At 40.9% G+C, this 25,521-nt stretch carries 22 protein-coding genes; 19 read left to right on the top strand and 3 right to left on the bottom strand.

From position 1 onward, the window contains the following. The first annotated feature begins 12 nt into the window (after nt 1–12). From N9I19_RS14270 to N9I19_RS14255, 4 genes are all read left to right on the top strand, one after another. Entirely contained in the window at nt 13–1,251 is a 1,239-nt protein-coding gene (locus N9I19_RS14270; protein WP_411730447.1) for an exo-beta-N-acetylmuramidase NamZ family protein, read from the top strand. A gap of 188 nt (nt 1,252–1,439) precedes the next feature. Beyond that, a complete protein-coding gene (gene nagE / locus N9I19_RS14265; protein ID WP_317778158.1) occupies nt 1,440–2,915 on the top strand; it encodes an N-acetylglucosamine-specific PTS transporter subunit IIBC in 1,476 nt (491 codons plus the stop codon). A gap of 455 nt (nt 2,916–3,370) precedes the next feature. Beyond that, nucleotides 3,371–3,793 (top strand): DUF1801 domain-containing protein, encoded by a 423-nt coding sequence (locus N9I19_RS14260; RefSeq protein ID WP_061462999.1) that lies wholly within the window; start codon nt 3,371–3,373, stop codon nt 3,791–3,793. Nucleotides 3,794–3,859: 66 nt separating this feature from the next. Further along, on the top strand, nt 3,860–4,903 hold the full coding sequence (locus N9I19_RS14255) for an oxidoreductase (protein WP_317778157.1): 1,044 nt from the start codon (nt 3,860–3,862) through the stop codon (nt 4,901–4,903). A gap of 428 nt (nt 4,904–5,331) precedes the next feature. On the opposite strand, the gene N9I19_RS14250 is transcribed toward N9I19_RS14255, so the two are convergent. Further along, nucleotides 5,332–6,519, bottom strand: coding sequence for an MFS transporter (locus N9I19_RS14250; RefSeq protein WP_089364485.1), 1,188 nt, complete (start codon nt 6,517–6,519; stop codon nt 5,332–5,334). Nucleotides 6,520–6,641: 122 nt separating this feature from the next. Between N9I19_RS14250 and N9I19_RS14245 the strand changes: the two genes are divergently transcribed. The 7 genes from N9I19_RS14245 (at nt 6,642) to N9I19_RS14215 (ending at nt 13,654) form a co-directional block, all read left to right on the top strand. Further along, complete coding sequence (locus N9I19_RS14245; protein ID WP_061463020.1) at nt 6,642–7,088, top strand: MarR family winged helix-turn-helix transcriptional regulator; 447 nt, start codon at nt 6,642–6,644, stop codon at nt 7,086–7,088. Nucleotides 7,089–7,583: 495 nt separating this feature from the next. Then, complete coding sequence (locus tag N9I19_RS14240; RefSeq protein WP_317778156.1) at nt 7,584–8,687, top strand: amidohydrolase/deacetylase family metallohydrolase; 1,104 nt, start codon at nt 7,584–7,586, stop codon at nt 8,685–8,687. Beyond that, nucleotides 8,665–9,774 (top strand): DgaE family pyridoxal phosphate-dependent ammonia lyase, encoded by a 1,110-nt coding sequence (locus N9I19_RS14235; protein WP_317778155.1) that lies wholly within the window; start codon nt 8,665–8,667, stop codon nt 9,772–9,774. The genes N9I19_RS14240 and N9I19_RS14235 overlap by 23 nt, the downstream gene beginning before the upstream one ends. Further along, entirely contained in the window at nt 9,771–10,526 is a 756-nt protein-coding gene (dagF, locus tag N9I19_RS14230; RefSeq protein WP_061463022.1) for a 2-dehydro-3-deoxy-phosphogluconate aldolase, read from the top strand. The genes N9I19_RS14235 and dagF overlap by 4 nt, the downstream gene beginning before the upstream one ends. Further along, on the top strand, nt 10,519–11,532 hold the full coding sequence (locus tag N9I19_RS14225) for a sugar kinase (RefSeq protein ID WP_317778154.1): 1,014 nt from the start codon (nt 10,519–10,521) through the stop codon (nt 11,530–11,532). The genes dagF and N9I19_RS14225 overlap by 8 nt, the downstream gene beginning before the upstream one ends. A 17-nt stretch (nt 11,533–11,549) precedes the next feature. Next, on the top strand, nt 11,550–12,272 hold the full coding sequence (locus tag N9I19_RS14220; protein ID WP_089364489.1) for a GntR family transcriptional regulator: 723 nt from the start codon (nt 11,550–11,552) through the stop codon (nt 12,270–12,272). Nucleotides 12,273–12,328: 56 nt separating this feature from the next. After that, nucleotides 12,329–13,654 carry a GntT/GntP/DsdX family permease gene (locus N9I19_RS14215; RefSeq protein ID WP_317778153.1) on the top strand — a complete coding sequence of 442 codons (1,326 nt, stop codon included), beginning with the start codon at nt 12,329–12,331 and terminating at the stop codon, nt 13,652–13,654. A gap of 230 nt (nt 13,655–13,884) precedes the next feature. Here N9I19_RS14215 and yppF read toward each other — a convergent pair whose 3' ends face one another. Together yppF and N9I19_RS14205 are read right to left on the bottom strand one after the other, a co-directional pair. Then, on the bottom strand, nt 13,885–14,067 hold the full coding sequence (gene yppF / locus N9I19_RS14210; protein ID WP_061463025.1) for a YppF family protein: 183 nt from the start codon (nt 14,065–14,067) through the stop codon (nt 13,885–13,887). 877 nt (nt 14,068–14,944) lie between these two features. After that, nucleotides 14,945–16,234, bottom strand: coding sequence for an MFS transporter (locus N9I19_RS14205; RefSeq protein WP_317778152.1), 1,290 nt, complete (start codon nt 16,232–16,234; stop codon nt 14,945–14,947). Nucleotides 16,235–16,963: 729 nt separating this feature from the next. On the opposite strand from N9I19_RS14205, the gene N9I19_RS14200 reads away from it, so the two are divergent. The 8 genes from N9I19_RS14200 (at nt 16,964) to nadX (ending at nt 25,517) form a co-directional block, all read left to right on the top strand. After that, nucleotides 16,964–17,770 (top strand): alpha/beta fold hydrolase, encoded by an 807-nt coding sequence (locus N9I19_RS14200; protein WP_317778151.1) that lies wholly within the window; start codon nt 16,964–16,966, stop codon nt 17,768–17,770. Between the two features lie 152 nt (nt 17,771–17,922). Beyond that, a complete protein-coding gene (locus tag N9I19_RS14195; RefSeq protein ID WP_089364494.1) occupies nt 17,923–18,738 on the top strand; it encodes an IclR family transcriptional regulator in 816 nt (271 codons plus the stop codon). Between the two features lie 292 nt (nt 18,739–19,030). Continuing rightward, nucleotides 19,031–19,564 carry a cupin domain-containing protein gene (locus N9I19_RS14190; protein ID WP_284470894.1) on the top strand — a complete coding sequence of 178 codons (534 nt, stop codon included), beginning with the start codon at nt 19,031–19,033 and terminating at the stop codon, nt 19,562–19,564. A 125-nt stretch (nt 19,565–19,689) separates the two neighbouring features. After that, entirely contained in the window at nt 19,690–20,628 is a 939-nt protein-coding gene (locus N9I19_RS14185; protein ID WP_317778150.1) for a VOC family protein, read from the top strand. Nucleotides 20,629–20,746: 118 nt separating this feature from the next. After that, nucleotides 20,747–21,538: an SDR family oxidoreductase gene (locus N9I19_RS14180; protein WP_317778149.1), complete on the top strand. Its 792-nt coding sequence runs from the start codon at nt 20,747–20,749 to the stop codon at nt 21,536–21,538. 30 nt (nt 21,539–21,568) lie between these two features. Further along, the gene (locus tag N9I19_RS14175; protein ID WP_317778148.1) at nt 21,569–23,257 is read left to right on the top strand and encodes a thiamine pyrophosphate-binding protein; all 1,689 of its coding nucleotides are present in this window, start codon (nt 21,569–21,571) and stop codon (nt 23,255–23,257) included. Between the two features lie 12 nt (nt 23,258–23,269). Beyond that, entirely contained in the window at nt 23,270–24,715 is a 1,446-nt protein-coding gene (locus tag N9I19_RS14170; protein ID WP_317778146.1) for an aldehyde dehydrogenase family protein, read from the top strand. 16 nt (nt 24,716–24,731) lie between these two features. After that, on the top strand, nt 24,732–25,517 hold the full coding sequence (gene nadX, locus N9I19_RS14165) for an aspartate dehydrogenase (RefSeq protein ID WP_089364498.1): 786 nt from the start codon (nt 24,732–24,734) through the stop codon (nt 25,515–25,517). The last annotated feature ends 4 nt before the right edge of the window (nt 25,518–25,521 follow it).

Here is a 25,521-nt window from a genome sequence, read left to right as displayed (position 1 = left end):
GGGGGAAATAATTTGAAACGAATGATTATATTATTTACCATTTGCCTGTTTGCTTTCGGCATCGTTTCCTCAAAAAGTGTGACGGCTGTTAAGGAGAAGAAAAATCAAAAGGTCAGTCCCGGAATTGAAGTCCTTTTAAAAGAAGAAAAGAACGTGTTAAGAGGAAAGAAAGTGGGGCTAATTACGAATCCAACTGGCATCGATTCTAAATTAACCAGCATTGTCGATCTACTACATGACGATCCGGATATTAATTTGACTGCGTTATTTGGTCCCGAACATGGAGTGCGCGGAGATGCGCAAGCTGGTGCTAGTGTTGAATATTATATTGATGAAAAAACAGGTTTGCCCGTCTATAGCTTATATGGTAAAACGAAAAAACCGACACCTGAAATGTTAAAAGATGTTGAGGTCCTTGTCTTTGATATTCAGGATGTCGGAACACGCTATTACACTTATATCTACACGATGGCTTATGCAATGGAAGCAGCAAGAGAAAATGATATTCCCATTATCGTGCTGGACCGGCCGAACCCACAAGGAGGGGAATCGGTAGATGGACCTGTACTTGAACCAGAATTCTCATCGTTTGTTGGTATGTACCCAATTCCTCTTAAACATGGGATGACAGTTGGTGAACTCGCGACTTTGTTCAATAAGGAGTTTAAAATTGGAGCCGATCTAAAGGTCATCAAGATGAGAGGCTGGAAACGAGATATGGATTATGACGATACTGGGCTTCCTTTTGTCTTGCCGTCACCGAACATGCCGACCGTATCCACATCATTCGTATACCCCGCTACAGGATTGATCGAAGGAACGAATGTCTCGGAAGGCAGAGGGACGACTAAACCATTCGAACTGATTGGTGCTCCCTATATAAACAGCGATGAACTTGCTGGGAAATTAAATGCATTACGGTTACCTGGCGTAAAATTCAGGGCTGCCTCTTTTACACCTACGTTTTCAAAGCATGCGGGTAAACTCAGTCATGGAGTCGAAATTTATGTAACGGATAGAGCGGAATTCAAGGCTGTTCCTACTGGACTTCATATCATCAAGACCATCCATGATCTATACCCAGATGATTTCGAATTCCTTGCAGCCAACAATTTCAACCTATTGATTGGCAATGGCTGGGTAAAGTCAAGGATTGAAGAAGGTTCATCAGTAGATGAAATCATGAAAGAATATCAAGTAAAGCAGGATGCTTTTAAAAAGGTTCGCAAAAATTACTTGCTCTATAAATAAAAGTGAAAGAAAAGTCCGGTTGGACTTTTCTTTTTTTATTAACTTTCGATGGAGGAGTAAATCGCTAAGACTTTATTCCTGAATATAGCCAAATTTAAAAATGAAATGAAGTTCTAAAATGGAAGGAACCGTTGTCTAATAGAATATAGGGTTTGCCCTAAATCAGTAATTGTCAGGAGGAAAGCGAGATGAAAAAATATCTTCAAAAAATTGGACGTTCCTTGATGCTGCCAGTAGCCGTATTGCCGGCAGCCGCCATTTTAATGGGGATCGGTTATTGGATAGATCCAGCAGGATGGGGAGCCGGAAGTCCGTTAGCAGCTTTCTTAATAAAAGCAGGTTCTTCGATCATTGACAATATGGCTATCTTGTTTGCTGTAGGGGTAGCGTTGGGGATGTCGAAAGGAAAAGATGGGGCCGCTGCTTTGAGCGGGCTGGTAGCCTATCTGGTCATAACGACATTGCTTTCCACGGACTCGGTAGCGATGCTTCAGGGAATTGATGCAAAAGATGTAAATCCAGCATTTGAGAAAATAGAAAATGCATTTGTCGGAATTCTCTCAGGGCTTGTAGCTGCAGCTATGTATAATCGGTTCAGTAAGGTCGAGCTGCCGGATGCACTCGCTTTCTTTAGCGGTAAACGACTTGTCCCCATCCTTACTGCTGTTGCCATGTTACTGGTTTCCCTTATATTATTCTTCGTATGGCCACTCATCTACTCCTGGTTAGTTATATTTGGAGAAGGAATAAGTGAAATGGGTGCTGCAGGAGCAGGACTCTATGGATTCTTCAATAGGCTGTTGATACCAACAGGTTTACATCATGCGTTAAACTCCGTTTTCTGGTTCGATGTAATAGGACTTAATGATATCGGCAATTTCTGGGCTGGAACAGGAATAAAAGGAACCACAGGCATGTACCAAGCCGGATTCTTTCCCGTCATGATGTTCGGTTTGCCAGCTGCGGCTCTTGCCATGTACCATTCGGCAAAATCCCAGAAGAAAAAACAAGTGGCATCATTAATGCTCGCTGCAGGTTTCGCTTCGTTTTTTACAGGTGTTACTGAACCATTGGAATTTGCTTTCATGTTTGTCGCACCTGCCCTTTTTGTGGTGCATGCCTTATTAACCGGAATTTCGTTAGCTATAGCTGCGACCTTCCAATGGACAGCAGGGTTTGGTTTTAGTGCAGGATTCATTGACTTTGTTTTAAGTTCAAGATTGCCATTGGCAAATGAACCTTATATGCTCCTTCTTCAAGGACTGGTTTTCGCCGTTATCTACTATTTCTTATTCCGCTTCTTGATAATAAGGTTTAATTTAATGACTCCCGGTAGAGAAGATGATACAGAAGATGAGCTTGATGGTGGAGGAGCGAGTGCACAAGCAGACAGCAGTCTAGACGGGTCTAATAAGAGTAAATTCTTTGGGATGGCCTCTGCAATTTATGAGGGGCTGGGCGGAGACGCTAACGTAACAACTGTAGATAACTGCGTTACCCGTTTAAGAGTTGAAGTGGAGAGTATGGGAGCTGTCGATCAGAATAAAATCAAATCAACAGGGGTTGCAGGAATTAATATCGTTGGTCCCCAAAGCATTCAAGTCATCGTAGGGACACAGGTGCAATTCATAGCCGATGAAATTGAAAAGATCCGACGGCAATAGAGAACCGAAACTGTTATTTTGCTCTCCAATTCCCTTCTTTAATGCAACTATTGATTTACTCTAATCTACGGTCAGTATTGTTCCTTCTCATCTTTTCTGATCGTAGAGATTTTTATGAAAAAGTACCGTTTTAAACGTACCAATAAATCGATTTTCATTTAATCGATTCCTAATATAGTAAATATACCTTTATACACTTTGCCCTTAAATTAGAATAAAACGAATCGATGTTCTATAATATATTAGGGGTATTGTATTAAAGGATTTGCCATGAGGCTTGGAGAATTAGTAATGAAGATCGTCCCTCATGCAATTGAATGGTTAGGATTTCATCGAAAATTAATGTTTTAGCTGCATACATACACGTCACCGCTAAAAACACGATCGTCTAGGGTATTAAGTTTTTGGCAAAGGAAATCTTTTGAATTTTTACTAGTATAGGAGAGGTTCCGGTCATGTATAAACCAAAAACCAAAGAAACTGACAGCAGTGTCACTGAGTTCATTGAGAAAGTCGATAATCTAAAAAAACGTGAAGACGCATATAAATTATTAGATATTTTTACCGAAACGACAGGTTTTGAGGCAAAGATGTGGGGACCGAGCATCATTGGTTTCGGTACCTATCATTATAAATATGAATCTGGTCACGAAGGTGATGCCCCTCTAGTTGGCTTTTCACCTCGTAAAGCAAAAATCAGTCTATATTTTACTCCGGGCGACAAAAGAAGGGTAGAATTGTTACAGGCATTTGGAAAACACACCACCGGAAAAGGATGTGTATACATCAATAAAGTGGCAGATATCGAAATTAATGTTTTGAAAGAATTGATTAATCAGTCTGTAAAGTTTTTGAGAGAAACATATCCGGACAAATGATGAAAAATAAAGCATAAAATCAGTTTTATGATTGTATCAGAGGAACAAGAAAGCGAGAGGGAACGAATGAGAAAAATTAAAGTCGGTATAGTTGGGTATGGATTGTCAGGGGCTACATTTCATGCGCCATTACTAAGTGTTTTAGGGGAATTTCAAATAACGAAAGTAGTCAGCTCCAAAAAGGAAAAAGTCCAAAAAGATTTGAAGGATGTGGAGGTGGTAAGCAGCTTAGAGGATATTCTTGAAGATGCGTCCATCGATTTGGCTGTTATTACGACACCGAGTGGTTTACATTATGAAATGGCCAAGCAAAGCTTGTTAGCCGGGAAGCATGTCATCCTGGAAAAGCCGATGGTAGTGGAAGCTTGGGAGGCAGAGGAGCTCATTAAGATTGGCGTGGAAAAGAATCTGCTATTAAGCGTCTATCATAACCGGAGATGGGATAATGACTTTTTGACGGTTAAAAAACTTATTGATGATGGAGTGCTTGGGGAAATCAATACATACCAGGTCCATTATGATCGATTCAGGCCGGTGGTCAGGGATAGATGGAGGGAAAAATCAGGGCCAGGAACAGGTATGCTATTTGATTTAGGATCACATCTGATCGATCAAGCCTTGTATTTGTTTGGGTTGCCGCAATTCGTTTGGGCAGATGTATTTTCGCAAAAAGAGAATGCCCAAACGGATGATTATTTCCATGTGATATTAGGATATGAAAAGCTGAGAGTGATATTGCATTCAGGCTCGATCGTACCGGTTAATGGACCGCGGTTTCAAGTGCATGGAAGTAAAGGATCATTTATCAAGAACGGTCTTGATTGCCAAGAGGCGGCGTTGAGTGAGGGGAAAAAACCGTTGGATGGCTCTTGGGGTTCAGATGATCCTGAGTTTTATGGCAAGCTGGTTACCGTTGAAGGTGAAAATGAGACACATGAAACCATTGAAACTCTGCATGGTTCTTATTTAACGTATTACCAGGCAGTTGCCGATAGTATATTGAACGGGAAAAAAGCTCCAGTCACTGCTCAGGAGGGGCTATCGGTCATTAAAATCATTGATGCGGCTTTCGAAAGCAGTAAGGGGAAGAAAGCGGTTTTTATTAGATGAAATCCATTTGCCCCTTATAACAATATGAAATGAGAAGAACGGAATGATAAGCGGCCTAATTCCCTTCCAAGCGGAAAAAGGCCGCTTTTTATTATGGTCAAATGCCTTATTTCCTGGTTTATTAGGGAAATCAAACCTATATATATCGCATATACTCGTGAATTCGAGCTTTCCAGAAGATTTTGAGCTGTTTACGCACGAAATTGGAGCAAATACTTGAAGAGATTGAAGCGTTACTCGTGAGATTCGTGCATTTACTCGTGAAATTGGAGCAAATACTCGTGAGATTCGTGCATTTACTCGTGAATTCGAAGCAAATACTCGTGAATATTTATTAAGGATATAAAAATCATAACGAAAACCCCGAATAGCGGCAGCTACTCGGGGTTTTTGTTAAATGAATAAAATTGATAGTACCTTCTTCAGGTCTAGGATAATGCCTTTGCATGAAGAGATCGCTTTTGCCAAGCCATAGTGATCATCAAAGTGATGAATAAGAGGAAAAGGCCCAACATGAACGGATAGGTAATGTGCACATCATACATCATTCCGGCAAGTGTGGGTCCGAGCACATTTCCGATGCTCATATACGCATTATTCATACCCATTGCAAAGCCCTGCTCATTTCCTGCCATCTTGGAAATCAGTGTGTTAAGAACTGGACGTAAGATGGAGGTGGAAAGGAAGATGATAAGTGAGATTAAAAAGAAAATCAGGTAACTTGAAGCAAAAAGTGATAGGAGGAAACCGATGGCTGCAACACTGATAAAGATATTCAGCACATTCACTTCCCCAAAACGGCGTACAATCCGGTCGACGACAAACAATTGTACAATTACACTGACGATACCTGTGGCTGTAACCATTACGGCGATGTCCTTAGGACTTGAATTGAATTGATTATCAAGATAAAGCCCAATTACAGACTCATATGCCATTAAACCAAAGCTCATTACAAGTGTAATGATGAGTGGGATGAAATAGGGCATTTTCACGGATAGGGCAATCTTCCGAACCATCGTTTCAGATTTTGCATCCATGGGTTGAGTAACTTGTGCCGTTTCGCTTTCTTTTAAAACAAAAATGGAAAATACCACTGCTGACAGGGATACAAGCGCGGAAATCAAAAAGGGAAACTTCAAGCCAAAGTCAGCTAGAAATCCTCCAATTCCCGGACCGACTACAATACCTAGGGACATGGCGGCAGATACTAAACTATTGCCCTTAGCGCGCTGATCAAATGTGGTGATATCAGCTACATAAGCAAATATTGCCGGTATAAGCAATGCGGCACCGATCCCGCCGATGATACGCGAAGCATATAATAACCAAATGGAATTGACTGCATAAAAAATAAACATGGATAATGTCAAACCGACCAACCCATAAATAATCATTTTTCTGCGCCCAAATTGGTCTGTCCATTTTCCGGCAATTGGTGAAAAGATAAGTTGTGCACCTGCGAAAATGGCAATCATTAGGCCAGCGGCGGTACCGCCTTGATTAATGGAGGCCAGGTATGCTGGTAAAATGGGAATGATGATACCGAAACTTCCTATTGCTATAAACATATTGATCATTAGGATAATGATCTTTTTACGTTGCTCTGCTGACATGTACAGCCTCTCTCTCTCTTTATTGATCAATAACCATTTTAATTCGTATGGTTAATTTTTTGATACGTTAATTATGTTATAGTTTTAGATGGATAGTTGTCAATAAGAAAGGATTGTCAAACATGCATTCAGGTGAATTGTACAATTTACATATAGAAATCAAAGAACTAAGCAGTCTCTCACAGGAATTGGTGGAACCGTTATTGGTTAAATATGATTTAACCTCAGTACAGTATCGGGCATTGCAATTAATAGTCTTCAATGAATCCATGGCCGTTAAATATGTTTCGAATCATTTGAAGATCAAACCTGCAGCAGGAACTGCGCTAATTGACCGGCTCGAACGGAAGAAATTGATTGAGAGGGTACACAGTGAGGATGATCGGCGGGTCGTTTTTATCCAATCAACCGAAAGTGGAAGGGAAACCTATCATTCCATCAATAAGTGTTTCGCCAAAATCTTTCGTGACTTTTATAGCGTCTTAAATGAAGAGGAAACGGAACGGCTTAAACAAATAGTGGGAAAACTGACCGAACACGTGACATCTCGCATAGAGAATAAAATATAGTTTCCTGGCATGTACAGGTTCCATTACATATAGAAAGAAAGGCACTATATTAATTTTCATTTTGGTCTTTTTTGAAAAATACGTATTAAAGCAGTGAATTTCAGTATAGCTTCACTGCTTTTAGGTAGTTAATTATCAGAATAATCAATTAATTTTCGAGAGTTTCTTTTGGGTTTATAAAATGACAGCATTGAAAATAAGATCTTCTTCAGAAAAAAATAGCGGGCATTCATTTACTTTGTAACAATTCGTTTTAATTTTAAGGACTTATTGGGCATCCCCTTAATTGATCACTCTATATAAGTAGATTTGCAATGGATAAATAATGAATGATTTTTTTTAAAAAGTGAAATTAAACATTATAACGTTATATTGATTAGTTCATGGAAATGTGATAATCTATTTCTGTAAGAAAATTAAATGAATTCTCACAATTGAGCAACCTTATACAAAGTTACTTGCAATCGATAGGATGTACCGAAAAGGATGAGGGAAATGACAGGTAGTTTAATTCTGAAAAATGTAAAGATGTTAGACGGAAATGCAGCAGATATCATACTGGAAAATGGGATGATTAAAGAAATCGCTTTGCCCGGAACTGCATCTGGAGATGAAATAATAGATTATGATCACAAAGTTTTTGTTTCCAGCGGATGGATTGATATGCATGTACATGCATTCCCGGAATTCGATCCTTATGGTGATGAGGTTGATGAGATTGGATATAAAACTGGTGTAACAACGGTCATTGATGCGGGAAGCACGGGGGCAGATAGGATATCTGATCTCGTTAACAGCTATGAAAATTCCAAAACAAATGTTTTCGCCTTTCTGAATATTTCGCGGATTGGCTTGAAAAGGATTGATGAGTTATCGGATATTTCATGGCTGGACGAAGGGGAATTAAGGAATGCAATCTCCAAGTACGGGGATTTTGTCGTTGGACTTAAAGCGAGAATAAGTAAAAGTGTGGTTGGTCCAAATGGTATCGAGCCATTAAAAGTCGCTAGGAAGTTCTCGGCTGAAACTGGTTTACCATTAATGGTCCATATCGGTTCAGGGCCGCCTGATATTAAAGAAGTCCTTGAATTACTTGAGGAAAAGGACATTATTACACATTTCTTAAATGGTAAAGCGAATAATTTATTTGATGAAAGAGAAGAACCGCTGCCTGAGTTCAGTAAGGCGATTGAACGTGGTGTCCATTTGGATGTAGGTCATGGAACGGCAAGCTTTTCTTTTAAAACTGCAGAAATGGCGAAAAAGCGGGGAATACGCTTCAATACGATCAGTACGGATATATATCGGAAAAACAGAGAGAATGGGCCAGTTTTTAATATGGCAAATGTGCTTACAAAATTTTTGTATCTGGGTTATCCATTAAAGGAAGTAATAGAAGCCGTTACGGTCAATGCAGCAGCTTGGTTGCATAAACCCGAGCTTGGCAGGATTTCAGCTGGGGATATTGCGAACTTAACCTTATTCTCGATCAAGAATGAGCCGACCCTTTTAATTGATTCCGAAGGAGAAAAACGGATGGCAGAAAAAAGAGTTGTCGTTAAAGGAGTGGTTATAAATGGAGAATTCATTGAATGCTAAATACGGTTTGAAAAGAGTCATCAATGCAAGCGGAAGAATGAGCATATTGGGGGTTTCTGCCCCAACTGACACAGTGATGGATGCGATGAAAAAAGGTGGGCAAAATTATGTTGAGATTTCTGATTTAGTCGATAAGTCAGGCCAGCATATAGCGAATTTGCTTCATTCTGAAGCAGCTGTCGTCGTAAACTCAGCATCAAGTGGAATTGCGCTTTCAGTAGCGGCGATCGTTACTGAAGGAAATAGAAGGAAAAGCGAAAGGCTTCATCAAGATCTCATTCAAAAGAATGAAATCATCATGCTGAAAGGTCATAACGTACAGTATGGTGCACCGGTTGAAACCATGATTTACCTGGGTGGCGGAAAATTGGTTGAAGTTGGGTATGCAAACGAAGGGAACGCAGAACATATTGCGGATGCCATAAATGAAAATACTTCCGCCATTTTATACGTGAAATCGCATCATGCTGTTCAGAAAAATATGATATCAGTCGAAGAAGCATGGGAAGTGGCCAAAATGAATAATATCCCTCTGATTGTCGATGCAGCAGCGGAGGAGGATTTGGAAAAATATGTACAGTTCTCCGACTTGGCGATATATAGTGGATCAAAAGCCATTGAAGGACCCACATCCGGTATCGTTGCGGGCAGAAAAAAGTATATCGAATGGGTAAAGGTTCAATTGCACTGCATCGGCAGGAGCATGAAGGTCGGTAAGGAAACCAGCTTTGGGCTGCTTCAGGCATTGGATGAGTATTTTGTCAAACAGGATAATAGTGAAAAAGAGAAAGCTAGTTTACAAGTTCTCAAAACACTTGACTCAATTGATGGCGTAAAAGTAACGATCGTTCAGGATGAAGCCGGACGTGCCATATATAGAGCACGTATTTCCATTGATTCTTTAATAACGGAAACAACGGCGAAGGAAGTGAACGAGCAGCTCAGAAATGGGGAAATCGCCATTTACACACGTGATTATGGGATACGGCAAGGCTTTTTCGATATAGACCCGCGTCCATTGCAAGGTGATGATATACATGTCATTGAAGCACAATTAAGAACCATATTAGGAGGAAAACAAGGATGACAAACATAAACAAACGGTTATTGAATGATCGTGTAGCCTTAAATGTACTTGCAAATAGTGTAGAAAATGCAGTGGAAGTCTTTGAAGCAGCGGAAGGCCATGTATTGGTTGGTGTACTCTCAAAGGATTATCCAACTGTCGAAGCTGGTGTTACAGCAATGAAAGAATACGGGGAAGCCATTGATGAGGCCGTTTCAATAGGATTGGGCGCGGGCGATAATAGACAGGCAGCGGTTGTCGCAGAAATAGCAAAATACTATCCAGGCAGTCATATTAACCAGGTTTTTCCTGCTGTTGGTGCTACAAGGGCCAATTTAGGTGAGAAGGATAGCTGGATAAATTCACTTGTATCTCCAACTGGGAAAGTAGGTTATGTGAATATTTCCACTGGTCCAGTAAGTGCAGGTGCAAGTGAAACTGCCATTGTGCCTATCAAAGCTGCCATTGCGCTTGTACGCGATATGGGAGGAAATGCTTTGAAATACTTCCCGATGAAAGGCCTGAAGCATGAAGATGAATATCGTGCTGTGGCAAAAGCTTGTGGTGAAGAGGGATTTGCTTTGGAACCAACAGGTGGAATCGATTTAAATAATTTCGAGACCATACTAGAAATCGCATTAGAAGCAAAAGTGCCTAAAGTCATTCCACATGTATATTCTTCCATAATCGATGAAGAGACTGGAAAAACGAATGGGGAGGATGTACGGAAATTATTGGCCATAACAAAAAAATTGGTTGAAAAATATGCCTAAAAGGATTGTGGCATTCGGGGAAGTAATGATGCGTTTGCAGGTACCAGGGCATGAATTGCTATCACAGGCCAACACTCTGAAATACTCCTTTTCAGGCACGGGAGTAAACGTTGCTTCTGCGATGACAAAGCTAGGACATGATGGGTATCTTGTGACAAAGTTACCGGATAACCCCCTTGGGGATTCCGCGATTTCATCTTTGCAACGCTTAGGAATTGGAAGGGACTTCATCTCTAGAGGTGGAAAATACTTGGGGATGTATTTTTTGGAAAATGGTTTTGGACAGCGGGCTAGCCGTGTCACATATTCCAATCGACTGGAAAGCAGTTTTAATACAGCCTCCTTATCCGATTATGATATGGATATGATTTCGGAAAATACGGATATCATCCATTTTTGCGGAATTACGCTTGCAATGGCGGAAACTGTACGGGAAAGTATGAAGGTGCTGGCTAGAAAAGTCAAAGAAAAAGGCGGTACAGTCTGTTTCGATTGTAACTACCGCCCCTCTTTATGGGAGGGAGGTTATGCTGACGCAAAGACTCATTATGAAGAAATGCTTTTTTTGGCTGATATCGTCATGATGAATGAGAAAGACGCCCTATATATTTTAGGAATGAAGTCTGAAGGCTCCACAAGGGAAGAACAGCTAATCGAGTTGATCCCTGAGGCGGCAAAGAAATTCAATATTCAGTCGATAGCAGGGACACATCGTTCAATCAACAGTGATAATAGCCATACGTTGAGGGGGTATATATACAAAGAAGAAACATTTTACTTTTCCGATATCCTATCATTTTCCGTATATGATAGAATAGGTTCAGGCGATGCTTACACCAGTGGAATCTTACATGGCGAATTGCTGGGATTTCCCCCAGAAAAGACAGTTCGGTTTGCGGCTGTTTCAGGAATGCTGGCATGTACTGTCGTTGGAGATACTCCTTTGGCAACCGAAAGGGAGATACTCTCGGCAATGGAAGGTGAAATGGAAGATATTAAGAGATAAAAGGCAGGAGATTAGGAATGAATGTGAACAGAAAAAATGGACCGATGTATTTACAGATAAAAGAAATAATGAAGGATCGTATTTTACATGGGGTTTATGCCATCGACACAAACATTCCCTCTGAGCCTCTTTTGGAAGAAGAATTTAACGTAAGTAAGGTCACTGTCCGTAATGCAATCAAAGAACTTGTGCAAGAGGGGTATGTTGAAAAGAAAAGCGGCAAAGGCACTAGGGTCATAGCGAATGGTTCGATTGTCAAACTTTCCAAAGGAAAGCGTTTCACAGAGCTTTTGGTGGAGGAAGGGCACTTCATTTTAAAAAAGGTGTTAAACATAAGTCATGTTGATCTTTCTTCAGGCTCTAAGTTGCATTCTTTATTTGGTGACCATTGCACAAGAATCGAACGAATATATTTATTGGACAATGAACCTTATATTTACTTTACACATTATGTTTCACTTAATTTAAACCAAGAAGAGATAAAAGAGGTCCAAATCAATTCTTTGTACAGATTTTTGGAAAATCAAAACGTCAAACTTGAAACATTCAGAGATGAGTTTGCTGTTGCCATCGCACCTGATCACATTTGCGAAACACTGAAAATCGAAAACAATAGCCCAGTATTAAAAAGGATTCGGATTTCCAGTGATGGGGACGGAAATGTAATGGAATACAGTGAAGGGTATTACAACACGGCTAAACAGAACTACATTGTGACATATAACGAGCCGGTACAATAAGCCTATTTATTGTATGGGTTGATTGTAAGCGATTTCATTAAGGGTGGGGAGAACATATGGATCTATATTTATTAGGAATCACGCTGATAGCAATCGTAATTGTTATTTTGGGGGTATCATGGTGGAAATGGCATGCATTCATAAGTTTGACTGTGGCCAGTTTATTTTTAGCGGTTTTTTCTGGACTGCCGATGGACAAGATTGTAGGAGCATATGAAACGGGTGTCGGAGCGGTCCTTGGTCACCTTATTGGAATATTGGCATTAGGGACCATCTTAGGAAAGATGATGTCCGACTCTGGAGCCGGTATGCAGGTTGCTGACTTTTTCATTAATAAATTCGGCGTGAAGAACCTGCCATGGGCCATGCTTTTATCAGGTTTCATCATAGGCATTCCGGTATTTTTCGAGGTTGGTTTAGTAATATTGCTGCCTTTGGTCATTTCCATTCGGAAATCAACCAAAGTGAACATCTTGTTAATAGGTATTCCAGTACTTGCTGGTTTATCGATTGTACATGGGCTGGTACCTCCGCATCCGGGAGCCATGACAGCTATAGGGATCTATAATGCAAACATGGGACACGTACTTCTGTACTCATTGATCATCGCTTTCCCGACTGCTGTAATTGCCGGACCTCTTTTCGCAAAATGGATTCATAAGCGGGTTATACCCGTTGGTGAACCGGAATTGATCCGGGTGGTAACAAAGTCAAGTGGATTACCAGGGACTGGAGTTTCGTTCTTCATCATCCTTTTGCCTGTATTGTTGATGGTTTTAACTGTATTGGCGCCTTATTTGCCGCTGCCGGGTTCCGTTGGAAAATTCTTGGTGTTTATCGGCAGTCCGGTGATCGCCCTATTAATCTCCTGTTTTGCAGCTTACTATTTCCTGGGCTACAGACAGGGAATGGATAAATCGCTAATTAAAAAGTTAACGGAAGAATGTTTATTGCCATTAGCCTCAATAATACTAATTATCGGTGCGGGTGGCGGGTTCAAGCAAATTTTAATTGATAGTGGCGTAGGGACCGCAATTGCTTCCATGTCTGAAGAAATATCATTATCACCAATCGTCCTTGCATTCCTGGTGGCCGGATTGATTCGGATTGCCACAGGTTCTGCAACAGTCGCTTTGACCACGGCAGCAGGAATTGTTTCACCGGTGGTTGCAAATATGACGGGTGTAAATCTAGAATTACTTGTAATTGCAACTGGGGCAGGCTCACTTATGTTTTCCCATGTTAATGACGCCGGTTTCTGGTTAGTAAAAGAATATATGGGATTGACCGTAAAAGAAACGTTCAAAACATGGACAGTCATGGAAACCTTACTTTCTTTCGTGGCATTCGGTTTGGTTTTAATTTTGGATATATTCATATAGTCAACAAAGGAAATTCTGTGATTGCAGAATAAGTAGTCTTTACCTCCGTAATATGTCTTGGGGTGACATATTACGGAGGCTTTTATTTATGGAAAACATTCGGGATGGGATGGGGATATAGCCTTTCTTAGTAAAGAAAAGGGGTGAAAATAGCTGACTTAGTCCCTAAAGATAGGTCGATGCAACAGGGCAGAAACAAATTTCAAATCTATGTGTCAGAAGTGTTCCTTTCATCCAGAAGATGTTTGTTTTGCTCCTCGAAGATATAATTCCTGACAGAGACTCCTATATTGAAAGATTGACAGCTTCCCGTTTACATATTCCTTCTGAATATAATCCAATAATTCATTGGCATGATTGGGCTTTTGACGTTTTTCCTGAATATAATGGAGTATTAAAACTTCAATATTCACGCACTCACCTTACTTGACAAGTATTTTTATCATTAACAATATAACATGGGTTACCGAGTGATTGTCATTTTTTGAATATTTTAACTATCGACATTTTTATACAAAAAAAAGGACAAGACATTCAGAGTGAATTTAGATTATGCTCTCCTCATCTAGTTTTAGCGTTTTTTTAAAATGCTGTTTTCCAACTCTTGCTGTATAACAGAGATAATTAGGATTACATAAATGAAGTTATATAATCTTTAATGCTTATTATAGGATATGCTCGTTCACTCAGAATTGTTTTCAAGTGTACTTCAAAATAATAACCAGGAAAAGGGTGGGTCCACTTTAATAGTTATCCGCCATTTTAAGAAGTTTGAACTAGTGATCCATGCTAATTAAGAACGGGGCATGACTTTACTGCGTGCTCCTTTTGGTCGCGATCTGTTCTATTAAGTGATGACTAAATGATAAAGCCGGTGGTATTGAGCAGGACTTTCTTGGAAATAAAACGGTTTTATGCTTCAGTTGTGGAAGACCAGGAAGAACCCGAAGGTCGACTATCCAAACAATTGATCCAGGAATGATGCACTTACTAATGGAAGTTGGAATAAGTGAAGCTATTTTTAAGATGGATGGTGGATGGCAGCCATATTAAGATTCTGGGATATTTGAAAAAATTAGATCCATGAATTCGCAGAAGAATAGGATTGGATCAAGGAACAAGGAAAGATGCCGAGGGACAAGAGTAAAAGAACTATCTAGTAGCTACAAGGGAGTAATTGAAGGGATAATAGTACATGACTCATAGTCCGCTCAAGAAAAAACCCTTGATAATTCAAGGGTTGGATAAAGTCCATCAAAATGTAGGTCATGATTTCAAGGAACTTACGCTTCATACTTGGATCTTTTGTGCAGGCAAAGATGATAAATGCAGTTCTGCCGCTTCTCTTTTAATGGAGAATATATACGCTCCGAAACCTAAGATGGCTGTAAAAATCAGCATGGCGATCGATGTACTGAAGTCCCCGCCAGACAAGTCACGAAGCCACCCCATGATATAGCTTGAAAAGCCACCCATTATATTCGTGAATCCAATTAGACCAGCAGCCCGTCCTGCCGTTTCGGGTGTTGAGTATTTTATCATGAGCATATTACTTAAATGGAAAACACCGCCTTGACATCCCATTGCCAGTCCCATACATAGCCCGGCCATAATAGGGTTGGGGATGAAGACCGCAACAGTTAAAAAGACAGCAGTCAATGAAAATAGAATCGAGGCCATCAAACTTGGACGCCTGGTTTTGTCCGCCAGAAAGCCGCAGGCCAAGACAAATCCTAAAGCAAATAGCCAGGAAAGCGAAGTGATGCTCGACATCCCTTCCTTTTCGAATCCTTTTGCTTCAATTAGATAGGTAGGGAGCCAAATGCTGATTCCGAAAAAAAGGAAGGAGCATACGAGCATACCGAACCATACAATCCAGAAACGATAATCCTGAGCGAAACTCTTTTTCTCTGAAGGGGCAATTTCTTTCCCTTCATCTTCCGATTGGCGAATGAAGGCCAATTCATCCTTACTTATACGGGGGTGCTCTTCTGGTGTATTCCTTGTCATAAAGATGAACATCGGGATATTAATAAATAAGTTGAAGGCCGCAAGCATAAAGAAAGCTGCTTGCCAGTGGAGTAAAGATATCACGAGCACCAAAACAATGGCTCCAGTTGCCGGACCTAAATAGTTTCCGGTAAGCCATGATGCCTGGGCCCTCCCCAATTCGCGTTTATTAAACCAGTTAGAAATCATTTTTCCGGAAACTGGAATCATCATCCCTTCGCCAAAACCAAGAATGACCCTGCTTATTAAAAACATTTCATATGAATTTGCGAAGCCTGACATAATCATGGTAAGTGTCCATACGAATAGTCCGGCGATGGCTGTTTTTCGGGCCCCTAATTTATCAATGATGAAGCCCCAAAAAAGATTTGAAACTCCATAAGCTATGGTGAATACAAAGGAAAGAAGACCGATCTTTGCATTTTTGTCATCGCCTGTCATTCCGAGTGCATTCAAGAATTCTGGATCTGTTTGAATGATGGAAATGCCAACCTTATCAATTTGTCCGAAAAACCAAAAGAAAAAAATTGGAACGGCAATATACAACCATCTTTTTTGCCCATTTAACATAATACCATCTCCTTGTCGCTTTTTAGCATTGCAAAAACACTTACCATTGAGAATAGGTGGACTAAGGTTTTCCTTTAGATAGGCACTAGTTTCGATTTCCCCATTTACGAGCTGCATCCCGCCTTTCTTTAAAATACTGAGAGATAGATAAGTAATGGTAATGTTTTGTAAGTAAAACAAAGTTTTACTTTATTAACGATAAAATAAATAGAATTGATTGTCAATTTAATATTTTGATAATTTAATATTTTTAGAATAAATAAATATATTGTCATTTTTAACTTCTTCCATTGTGTTTTTTTATGTTTAAAATCGAACTACAATGGCATTCCTTTTTGCGTTGTGAGGGGAATCATACAAGGGAATGAGCTAAATGGCCTTTATTAAGGACTTAAAAGGGGGAGTGGATTTGATCTTTTGTGTCAAAAGAAGTAATTAATATCAAATTATTAAAAATTCTGACTTGTTGATATTGAATTTAAAATCAGGAAAATCTATAATTCACTTATATTGTTTTGCATATGAAATACTTATTATGGAAAATATTTATGGATTAAAATTCTTTAATTGTTCTTACCTGCATATTTGGATATATTTTGTTGATCGATATGTCTTCGATAATATGCCAATTAAGTTAGGCCTCCCAAATAGTTTTAAATGTGTAATTATGCTTTAATTGACAAATAAACACTTAAATTATTTATTCAAAGGATTGTGAGGTTGAAAAGGATGCCAATTAGCCAATTAAAAGAATTCTCGATTCATTATCTGGAATCGGGAGAAGGCAAAGCGCTTGTTATCCTGCATGGTTTGGGAAATAATTCTCAGTCATGGAGAAAACAGCTCTGTCAGATGAATGAAGAATTTAGGGTAATTGCCTGGGATGCGCCAGGGTACGGTGAAAGTTCCGATCCAAAAGAGGAATTTCAAGATTTTTCTCAATTTGCAGATGTATTGAAAGAATTCCTTGAGAGTCTTGGTTTGCAATCGGTATACCTGCTCGGTCATTCGATGGGCTCGGCTATCGCACTCGATTTTACTAGCCGTTTCCCCGAGATGGTCGAGGCGCTGATTATATCTGATGCGACTCGCGGGGCAGCTGGTGTTAGCCAGGAAGAAAATAAACGGAAACTTCAGAATAGATTGCACTCCATCAATACGTTAAATCCGGGTGAACTGGCAAAGAAAAGGGTCAAAGCGCTAATGTCGCCAAATGCTTCTGTTGAGTTAGTTAAGGAAGCAGAACGCATCATGTCGCAAGTGCGCCCGGCTGGATACCGGTCTGTTTCCTTCTCTTTATCAAATTTAAACCAAATGGAAATCCTTTCTTCTATATCCGTTCCGACCTTGGTCATATGCGGTGAACTGGATCAGGTCACACCGGTTAGTGAATCGAGAATTTTTCATGAATTGATTCCTAATTCCGAATTTGCCATCGTACCGAATACCGGCCATTTATGTTATCAGGAAGATCCAGGGGTGTTCAATGAATATGTTACGGATTTTTTACAGAGACAACAGGTAGAGCAAAGTTGAAGTATGCATGAAAAAAATATACATCAACTTAATTTGCAGTAAAAGTTGTAAATACTGCAAGTTCCTTCTAGGTAAGAGTTGAGGTGAGAAAGCTTAATAAAATGGTTTATAACTCTTAGAGAATTGAGATATACAACGGGGGGAATACTCGAATGGAAAGCGAAGAAAAAGATAAAGAGAAATATAGTGCTAATTCATTGGTAAGAGGGTTGGAAATCATTAAGCTCTTTAATGAATTACAGCCGAGTTTGTCTCTTTCAGAAATTGCAAAACAACTGGGAGTAAGCCGAACGGTGCCATATCGTTTATTATTCACCTTACAAAATATTGGTTATCTGTCTCAGGATGAGCATACCAAACGTTATAGTTTAACACCAAAGGTTCTTGAATTGGGCTTCAGCTATTTGAATAGTTTGAAATTCCAGGAAATAGTCCAACCTTATATGGAGACCCTGCGTGATGAAATCGGAGCCTCCTGCCACCTGTCCATTTTGGATGGATTGGAAGTTGTTTATGTTGGCAGTGCCCCGATCAGAGGGGTATCTGCTGTCAATGTGAACATAGGGTTGCGGCTGCCAGCACATGCTTTGGCCAATGGAAAATTACTTTTGGCATATCAACCAAAAGAAATGCTCATGCAAATGTTCAAAATCTCAAACCTCACTCCTTATACAGACAAAACACTTACCGCGCCGGGTGAGTTTCAAAAACAGTTGGAATCGATTCGGCAAAATGGTTATTCGATGACAAGCGGGGAATTCCACCCTGGCATCCGATCTGTTGCCGCTCCGATTTTTGACCGGACTGGAAAAGTATTGGCAGCCTTGAATGTCGTTGCAACAGAGTCGGCTTATCAGGAAGATTTCATCGATAAAATCGCCTTGCCGAAACTGCTGGAGGTTTCTCGGCAGTTATCCCTTTATATGGGGTATAGTGGGGTTATGTCGTTTCAACATGATGATGTGTGAACATGCTTTTAGTGCCAATCTAATAAAAAAGATAATCTCTTTCGAAAGTGTGGATATCCCAAATCTAGGGTGTCCGCACTTTTTTGCGTTAAGAAAAAGAAATATTTGGTTAAATCGTTCCAAGTTATCGTAAAAGAATAAATTGTTTGGATTATAAAAATAGTTTCAAATATTCTAAAAATTAATTGACAATGAAAAGGTTTCATTTTAGAATTAATTCATAGATGAAACACTGTTTTACCAATGAAACATAATGTAATTTAGAAACAACAAATAAGGGAGGATTTTTAAAATGACAAAAGAAATTTTTTCAGTGAAAGATTTTGAAAAAAAATATGTTGCCCGATTGAAAGACCGTACGCTTGATTGGGATGTCTTGAAGTTCCAAGAAGAAATCGATCCAGCTTATAGACGTGCACAAATGAGATATATAGGACGAGGTGCCACTGCAAATAACGATACAAATGTAATTGCAGGTGAACATTTCACTCTAAGTACAATGGTTCTACCGCCGGGATGTATCGGGCCTTTGCATCTTCACGATGATGTTGAAGAAGTGTTTTTCATTCTTGAGGGTGAAGTCACGGCGTTAATTCAAGAGGATAGCTACAGCGAAGTGCATGAAATTAAACTAAGTGCGAGAGACTGCATCAGCAGTCCGCCAGGGGTTTATCGGGGAATTAGGAATGACGGGGATGTTGAGGCGCGCATGCTCGTAATGCTAGGGGCAGTGAAGCCTAACTTGCCAACATATCCTGAAGGCAGTGAACTGGAAGAACTGCGGAAACAACGCTCAAAAGAAAGAGAAGCCATCATTAAAGACTGATCATTTAGCCGAAAAGGGCACCTGCATTATGGAAATTAATGAGGCGCCCTTTTCGATTAGATTGTTAGATGTGGTCAATGCAAATCTTCTAAAAAGCAATCTAATTTATGGGAGGTATAAAAAGGATGCTTGGGATTACTCATTTACGGCATATTAGCATGATTACTCCGAATTTCGACGATCAAGCAGAGTTTTATGAAAAGGTTTGGGGACTGGATAGGGTGGATGCTCCGGAAGAGGAGAATACGGTTTATTTTCGGGGTGCAGGACCGGAACATCATATTTTAAGCCTTCATAGGGGAGAAAAACGTGGTTTGCATCATATATCTTTCGGCATGGTCGATAAAAATGCAGTGGATCGTTCAGCGGGGATATTACAATCGAAGGGCGTTAGAATTATTGAACCACCTGGCTATTTGGATGAAGCAGGTGCTGGTTATGGATTACGGTTTATTGATCCGGAAAACCGCGTGATTGAGCTTTCGGCTTGGGTTGAAGTTCAAACGTCAATTTGGAACAAGAAAAATGTTGATCCAGTGAAACTGAATCATGTTGTAATGAATACGAAGAACTTAGATATGATCGTTGAGTTTTATACAGATGTACTTGGTTTTAAAGTTACCGATTGGAGTGAGCATCAAATGTCATTTCTGCGATGCAACAGGAAGCATCACTCCATTGCCTTTAATCAAGATGAACATGCGTCAATCAATCATATCGCATACGAAGTCGATTCAGTGGATGAACTGATGCGCGGCATAAGCAATGTGCGAAAAGCGGGATTGTCAGAACTTTGGGGACCTGGACGTCATGGACCTGGAGACAATATTTTTTGTTATTTCCAAGACCCAGGCGGTTTTGTTATGGAGTATACATGTTATCTGGAAACGATTGAAGATGAATCGGAGTGGAGAGCACGTGTATGGAAACGTGTACCACATCTAATGGATCAATGGGGGATTGCAGGGCCGCCGAAACCGGAAGCCCGCAAAGCAATGGGAGGAGAACCCGATCCGGGCTGGGTGAATTCTGTTATAGATGATTCAGTAACGGCCGATAAATGAGATGGACGTCCATTTCCTCCATTTCTTCTTGCACTGGATGTTATGGTTACAGTGAACGTTAACTTCTTGTTTTTTAAAGGACTGCGCTTAAGGAAAATGGTTTTAAAGGAGTGAAGAGATGGATTTAGGATTGCAAGGTAAAGTGGCTGTCATTATGGGAGGCACGTCGGGCGTAGGATTAAAAACAGCAGAAATGTTTTTAGCTGAGGGAGCGAAAGTGGCTATATGCGGCAGAAGCACAGAGCGAATGGAAAGTGCACAAAGTCAACTACTCTCATTTGGTGAGAAGGCGGATATCTTTGCATCAACCTGTGATGTCACCTCAAAATCGGATGTGGATTCTTTCATTAATGTTACGGCTGAGAGGTTTGGCGGGATCGATATATTGGTGAATGCAGCCGGTCAAAGCGTCATGGGTCACTTTTTTGACATTACGGATGAGCAGTGGGATGAACAGATTCAATTAAAATTCTTTGCCATCATATATGCCGTTCGTGCTTCGCACCCTCATTTAGTGAAAAGGGGAGGGGGGCGGATTATTAATATTAACGCAACGCTTGCTAAAGAACCTGAACGTCATATGGTAGCGACTGCAGCAGCAAGGGCTGGTCTCCTTAATTTAAGCAAAACCTTGTCCCAGGAATTGGCCTTTGACAATATATTGGTTAATTCAGTGAGTCTTGGATTGATCCGGACCGATCAATGGGAGCGAAGAAGATTGAAAAATGCGCCGGATATGGATCCGGAAGAATATTACGGGGAACTTGCGAAAAAACGGAATATCCCTCTCGGCCGCGTAGGGGAAGCGGAAGAAGTGGCCAGTGTCATTGTTTTCCTTGCTTCAGACAAAGCAAGTTATGTAGCGGGTTCGACAATTGAGACGGCAGGAGCGATCGGAAAGGCACTTTAAATATATCATTAAAAAAGGTAGGCAAACGCGATGAAAATACAAGAAGAAATAGAGTTTACGACCGCCGATTCCATCGTAAAGGAGCTGGTTCAAGCAGGAGTGGCAGTTGCTTTCGGGATTGTCAGTATTCACAATATGCCAATCTATGATGCAATTCTTAGAGAAGGTAGCATTAAACTCATTTGTTCACGCGGAGAAAGCGGTGCCGTCAATATGGCTGATGGCTATGCCCGCGCCACTGGGAAATTGGGTGTGGTGATTACCAGTACCGGAACAGGGGCAGGAAATGCTGCTGGTTCACTAGTGGAAGCTTGGGCAGCTGGTGTCCCCCTTCTTCATCTTACCGGTGAGGTCGCTTCTTCTTATCTTGGTACAGGCAAAGGATACATACATGAGTGTAAAGACCAGCTTTCAATGATGAGAGGTGCTTGTAAAAATGCAGTGAGGCTTAGAAACCCTGCCCAATCAGCAGCGGTTGTAAGGAAGGTGATCCAAGAAGCCTTAACGGCACCAACTGGACCGGTCACATTGGAAATTCCCATTGACTTTCAATCGGCAATCATAGAAGATCTTTCACTCGAGGAGCTACGAGTTTCGGCGTTTGAAACAAATTCAAAGCCATTTATTCCCGAACAAGCCGTGAAAAAAATGGTTGGTGCACGCCGTCCTGTGATATGGGCCGGGGGTGGGGTCATAAGTGCCAATGCTTCGCACGAACTGCAAAAATTGGCGGAAATCCTTGGTGCAGCAGTGATAACCAGTCAGTCAGGAAAAGGTTCGATCCCAGAAAATCATGAACAATGCATAGGACATTTTGCGGCCTATGAAACTACAAAAGAGTTTTTGAGAAATGCGGATTTATTGATTAGCGTAGGTGTAAGGTTTAGGGGAAACGAAACATCCAACTGGAAAGTACCGGTTCCAGAAGAACATATAGCGATAGATGCAGATTGGCAGGCAATTAACCGCAACTACAAAGCCACACTAGGTTTGGTTGGCGATGCAAAAGATATGCTAGCTGGTATCATTCAAAAGCTCGAAGAAAACTCAGTGAATGCGGAACCTTCTTACTTACAAGAAGTTCTTTCGCTTAGAAATGAAGTGCGCGCTCAACTCCGGGAAACGCTTGGACCTTATGCGGAATTTTTAGATGGCATGAGGGAGATATTACCTGACGATACCATTTTAGTTCGAGATGTAACTGTGCAGGCAAACGTATGGGGCAGCCGTTTATTTGAAATCTATGAACCGAGAACCTCCATTCATGCATCTGGGGGTGGAATTGGTCAAGGTCTTCCAACAGCAATCGGTGCCCAAATAGGGTGTCAAGATAAAACTGTCGTTCTTATGGCTGGAGACGGAGGCTTTATGGTGAATGTCGGGGAAATGGTTACGGCCGCCGAAGAAAACTTACCAGTTATCATCGTATTGTTTGATGACTCAGGTTATGGGGTTCTGCGCAATATTCAAACAGCCGCATATGGCCGGCAGGTTGCCGTGGATTTATTGAGTCCCGATTTTGTGAAACTGGCTGAGTCCATGCATTTCGATGCTGTACGGATTGGTTCTGGAGATGAATTCATATCCGAATTGAAAAAGGCAAAAGAAAGACGTAAGCCCTCCATGATCGTTGTTGATATGGAAGCTGTGGGACCAATGGCAAAGCCATTTGGGGGACCGCCAGGAGCTGCGGAAGCATTTAAGCCCAAAAAACTGTAGGGGGGATTGAGGATGATTTCGACATATCCATTTGTTTCAGGAAAATACCTTGTTAATGGAGAATGGATAGAAATGCCGGAAAAAGTGGATGTGATAAATCCGGCAAACAGATCGGAAGTAGTTGGCCAGGTGGCAATATGCTCTGGGGATATCGTGAATGAAGCGATTGAAGCGGCAGAATATGCTTTTGAAAGTTGGTCTCGTTCTGATGTCAGGGATCGGGCTAACCGGATGAACTCGGCGGCAGAAGAACTTTCAAAAGTAATCGAGGAAAATGTTACAGTGTTCGTACGTGAAAATGGCAAAACACTAGTTGAAGCTAAAAAGGATTTACTACGATGTGTTGAAGTCATGAAGGGCTGCGCTACAGAGTTACTTGATTGGTGGAAACCTGAAGTGCTTCAAGGAAATCAAAAAGTCCAAATCCGAAGAAGGGCAAGAGGCGTCACGGCAATTATAACTCCGTGGAATTCTCCAATGATATTAACGTTCAAAAGGGTCATACCTGCTGTCTTGGCAGGCAATGCCGTTGTAGTGAAACCTGCAACGAATTGCCCGTTAACGATAATGACCTATTTAAAAGTAGTTGCTGAACATTTTCCACCAGGAGTCATCAATATAGTCTCAGGATCAGGAAAAGCAATCGGCGATACACTTTGTTCCGATTCCCGCGTCCGGACAGTGGCGTTTGTCGGTAGTACTGAAACCGGAAAAAATATCATGCAGAAATCAGCTGGAAATCTACAAAAAGTATATATGGAACTCGGCGGCAACGACCCTGCCATTATTTTGGAAGACGCCACTATGGATGAAGCGGCAATCAAACGTTTGAGGATGGGGATTTTACGAGCTGCAGGCCAGGTGTGTTCTGCTGTTAAACGAGTGTACGTCCAAGAATCACGTTTTGATGAGGTTGTTGAAAAGCTGACCAAAGAATTTAGCCGGATGGTAGTTGGTGATGGCATTCAGCCTGACGTAACGATGGGTCCATTGAATAATAAAGCACAGTATGACTTTGTGAATGGCTTGATCGAACGTACAGCTAAGTCTGGAGCAAACATAATCACCACTGGCATTCAACATAATCCTGAAGCTTGGGATAAAGGTTATTATATGCTTCCTTCTATTATTACTGATGTCAATCAGCAGAGCGAAGTGGTTCGGGTGGAACAATTCGGACCTGTCATTCCCATCCTACCTTTCAATGATATTGAGGAGGCTGTGAAATTAGCGAATGATAGTGAGTTTGGCTTGCGTGCATCTGTTTGGACCGAGAATGAAGAGATAGCTATTGATATGGCAGATCGACTCGAAGCTGGTGCGGTTTTCCATAATAATCATACCGTTTTCAGTGACTTGGCTCTCGACTTCCCTGGATTAAAAGAAAGTGGTGTTTCCCGGGAAACAAGACATTGTGGGCTGGAATTCTTTGCGGACTCATACGGGTTTGCTAATTGAGGAAGGATGAATCTACATGAGGTTAGGCTTAATCGGATGCGGCAATATCGGGAAATTTCTGCTTCAGGCAATAAATAACGATGGGCTTCTTCCAGGTGGGAAAATCGTCTCGATTTATGCCCGCCGTGAAGAAATCGCAGCTCAACTAGCTGAAGAATTCAGGACACAGCCATTTAATGATGTTGATGAACTACTTAAATCCGATGTAGATTTAGTCATAGAGGCTGCAACGATTGAAGCTGCTGAAGAGTACGCATTTAAAGTGCTTAAAAGCGGGAAAAATCTCTTACTAAGCAGCATAGGCGTGATGGCCAATGCTGCCTTTGAAGAACAATCAAACCTGATTTGCAAAAATAATAACGTGAATATTTTCCTTCCGTCTGGTGCGATTGGAGGTCTTGATGTACTTAAATCGGCAAAAGCGGTGAATGGTCTTGAATCTGTTTGCATCACCACGAGAAAACCGCCAAACGCATTACCTGCAGGTTCTTCAATGGAAGAAGAAACGGTTTTATTTGATGGGTCGGCTGCAGAAGCGATCAAGCAGTTTCCGAGAAACATTAATGTTGCGATTGTGCTGGCTTTGGCTGGTCTGGGATCTGAAAAGACAAAAGTGAAAATCATTGCCGATCCAAGTGTACTGAAAAACATCCATCTAATAGAAGCGTCAGGTTCGTTCGGGAAACTCAAACTCGAAGTGGAAAATGATCCGATGCCAAATAATCCGAAAACGAGTTACTTAGCCGCATTAAGTGTTTTGGCTACTCTGCAAAACAAGGAAAAGAGCGTTCAAATCGGATAATGAA

Source organism: Peribacillus sp. CSMR9 (assembly GCF_033141925.1).
GTDB classification, from domain to species: Bacteria; Bacillota; Bacilli; order Bacillales; family DSM-1321; genus Peribacillus; species Peribacillus simplex_A.
This window is presented reverse-complemented; position numbering and strand designations above follow the sequence as displayed.

What these genes read in the sequence shown, in the direction of transcription:
- N9I19_RS14195 (WP_089364494.1), top strand. Translation starts at nt 17,923, where the DNA reads ATGGAAAGCGAAGAAAAAGATAAAGAGAAATATAGTGCTAATTCATTG.
- N9I19_RS14170 (WP_317778146.1), top strand. Translation starts at nt 23,270, where the DNA reads ATGATTTCGACATATCCATTTGTTTCAGGAAAATACCTTGTTAATGGA.
- N9I19_RS14240 (WP_317778156.1), top strand. Translation starts at nt 7,584, where the DNA reads ATGACAGGTAGTTTAATTCTGAAAAATGTAAAGATGTTAGACGGAAAT.
- N9I19_RS14190 (WP_284470894.1), top strand. Translation starts at nt 19,031, where the DNA reads ATGACAAAAGAAATTTTTTCAGTGAAAGATTTTGAAAAAAAATATGTT.
- N9I19_RS14250 (WP_089364485.1), bottom strand. Translation starts at nt 6,519, where the DNA reads ATGTCAGCAGAGCAACGTAAAAAGATCATTATCCTAATGATCAATATG.
- N9I19_RS14225 (WP_317778154.1), top strand. Translation starts at nt 10,519, where the DNA reads ATGCCTAAAAGGATTGTGGCATTCGGGGAAGTAATGATGCGTTTGCAG.
- N9I19_RS14200 (WP_317778151.1), top strand. Translation starts at nt 16,964, where the DNA reads ATGCCAATTAGCCAATTAAAAGAATTCTCGATTCATTATCTGGAATCG.
- dagF (WP_061463022.1), top strand. Translation starts at nt 9,771, where the DNA reads ATGACAAACATAAACAAACGGTTATTGAATGATCGTGTAGCCTTAAAT.
- N9I19_RS14255 (WP_317778157.1), top strand. Translation starts at nt 3,860, where the DNA reads ATGAGAAAAATTAAAGTCGGTATAGTTGGGTATGGATTGTCAGGGGCT.
- N9I19_RS14245 (WP_061463020.1), top strand. Translation starts at nt 6,642, where the DNA reads ATGCATTCAGGTGAATTGTACAATTTACATATAGAAATCAAAGAACTA.
- N9I19_RS14185 (WP_317778150.1), top strand. Translation starts at nt 19,690, where the DNA reads ATGCTTGGGATTACTCATTTACGGCATATTAGCATGATTACTCCGAAT.
- N9I19_RS14260 (WP_061462999.1), top strand. Translation starts at nt 3,371, where the DNA reads ATGTATAAACCAAAAACCAAAGAAACTGACAGCAGTGTCACTGAGTTC.
- N9I19_RS14220 (WP_089364489.1), top strand. Translation starts at nt 11,550, where the DNA reads ATGAATGTGAACAGAAAAAATGGACCGATGTATTTACAGATAAAAGAA.
- N9I19_RS14175 (WP_317778148.1), top strand. Translation starts at nt 21,569, where the DNA reads ATGAAAATACAAGAAGAAATAGAGTTTACGACCGCCGATTCCATCGTA.
- N9I19_RS14180 (WP_317778149.1), top strand. Translation starts at nt 20,747, where the DNA reads ATGGATTTAGGATTGCAAGGTAAAGTGGCTGTCATTATGGGAGGCACG.
- nagE (WP_317778158.1), top strand. Translation starts at nt 1,440, where the DNA reads ATGAAAAAATATCTTCAAAAAATTGGACGTTCCTTGATGCTGCCAGTA.
- N9I19_RS14215 (WP_317778153.1), top strand. Translation starts at nt 12,329, where the DNA reads ATGGATCTATATTTATTAGGAATCACGCTGATAGCAATCGTAATTGTT.
- N9I19_RS14235 (WP_317778155.1), top strand. Translation starts at nt 8,665, where the DNA reads ATGGAGAATTCATTGAATGCTAAATACGGTTTGAAAAGAGTCATCAAT.
- N9I19_RS14205 (WP_317778152.1), bottom strand. Translation starts at nt 16,234, where the DNA reads ATGTTAAATGGGCAAAAAAGATGGTTGTATATTGCCGTTCCAATTTTT.
- nadX (WP_089364498.1), top strand. Translation starts at nt 24,732, where the DNA reads ATGAGGTTAGGCTTAATCGGATGCGGCAATATCGGGAAATTTCTGCTT.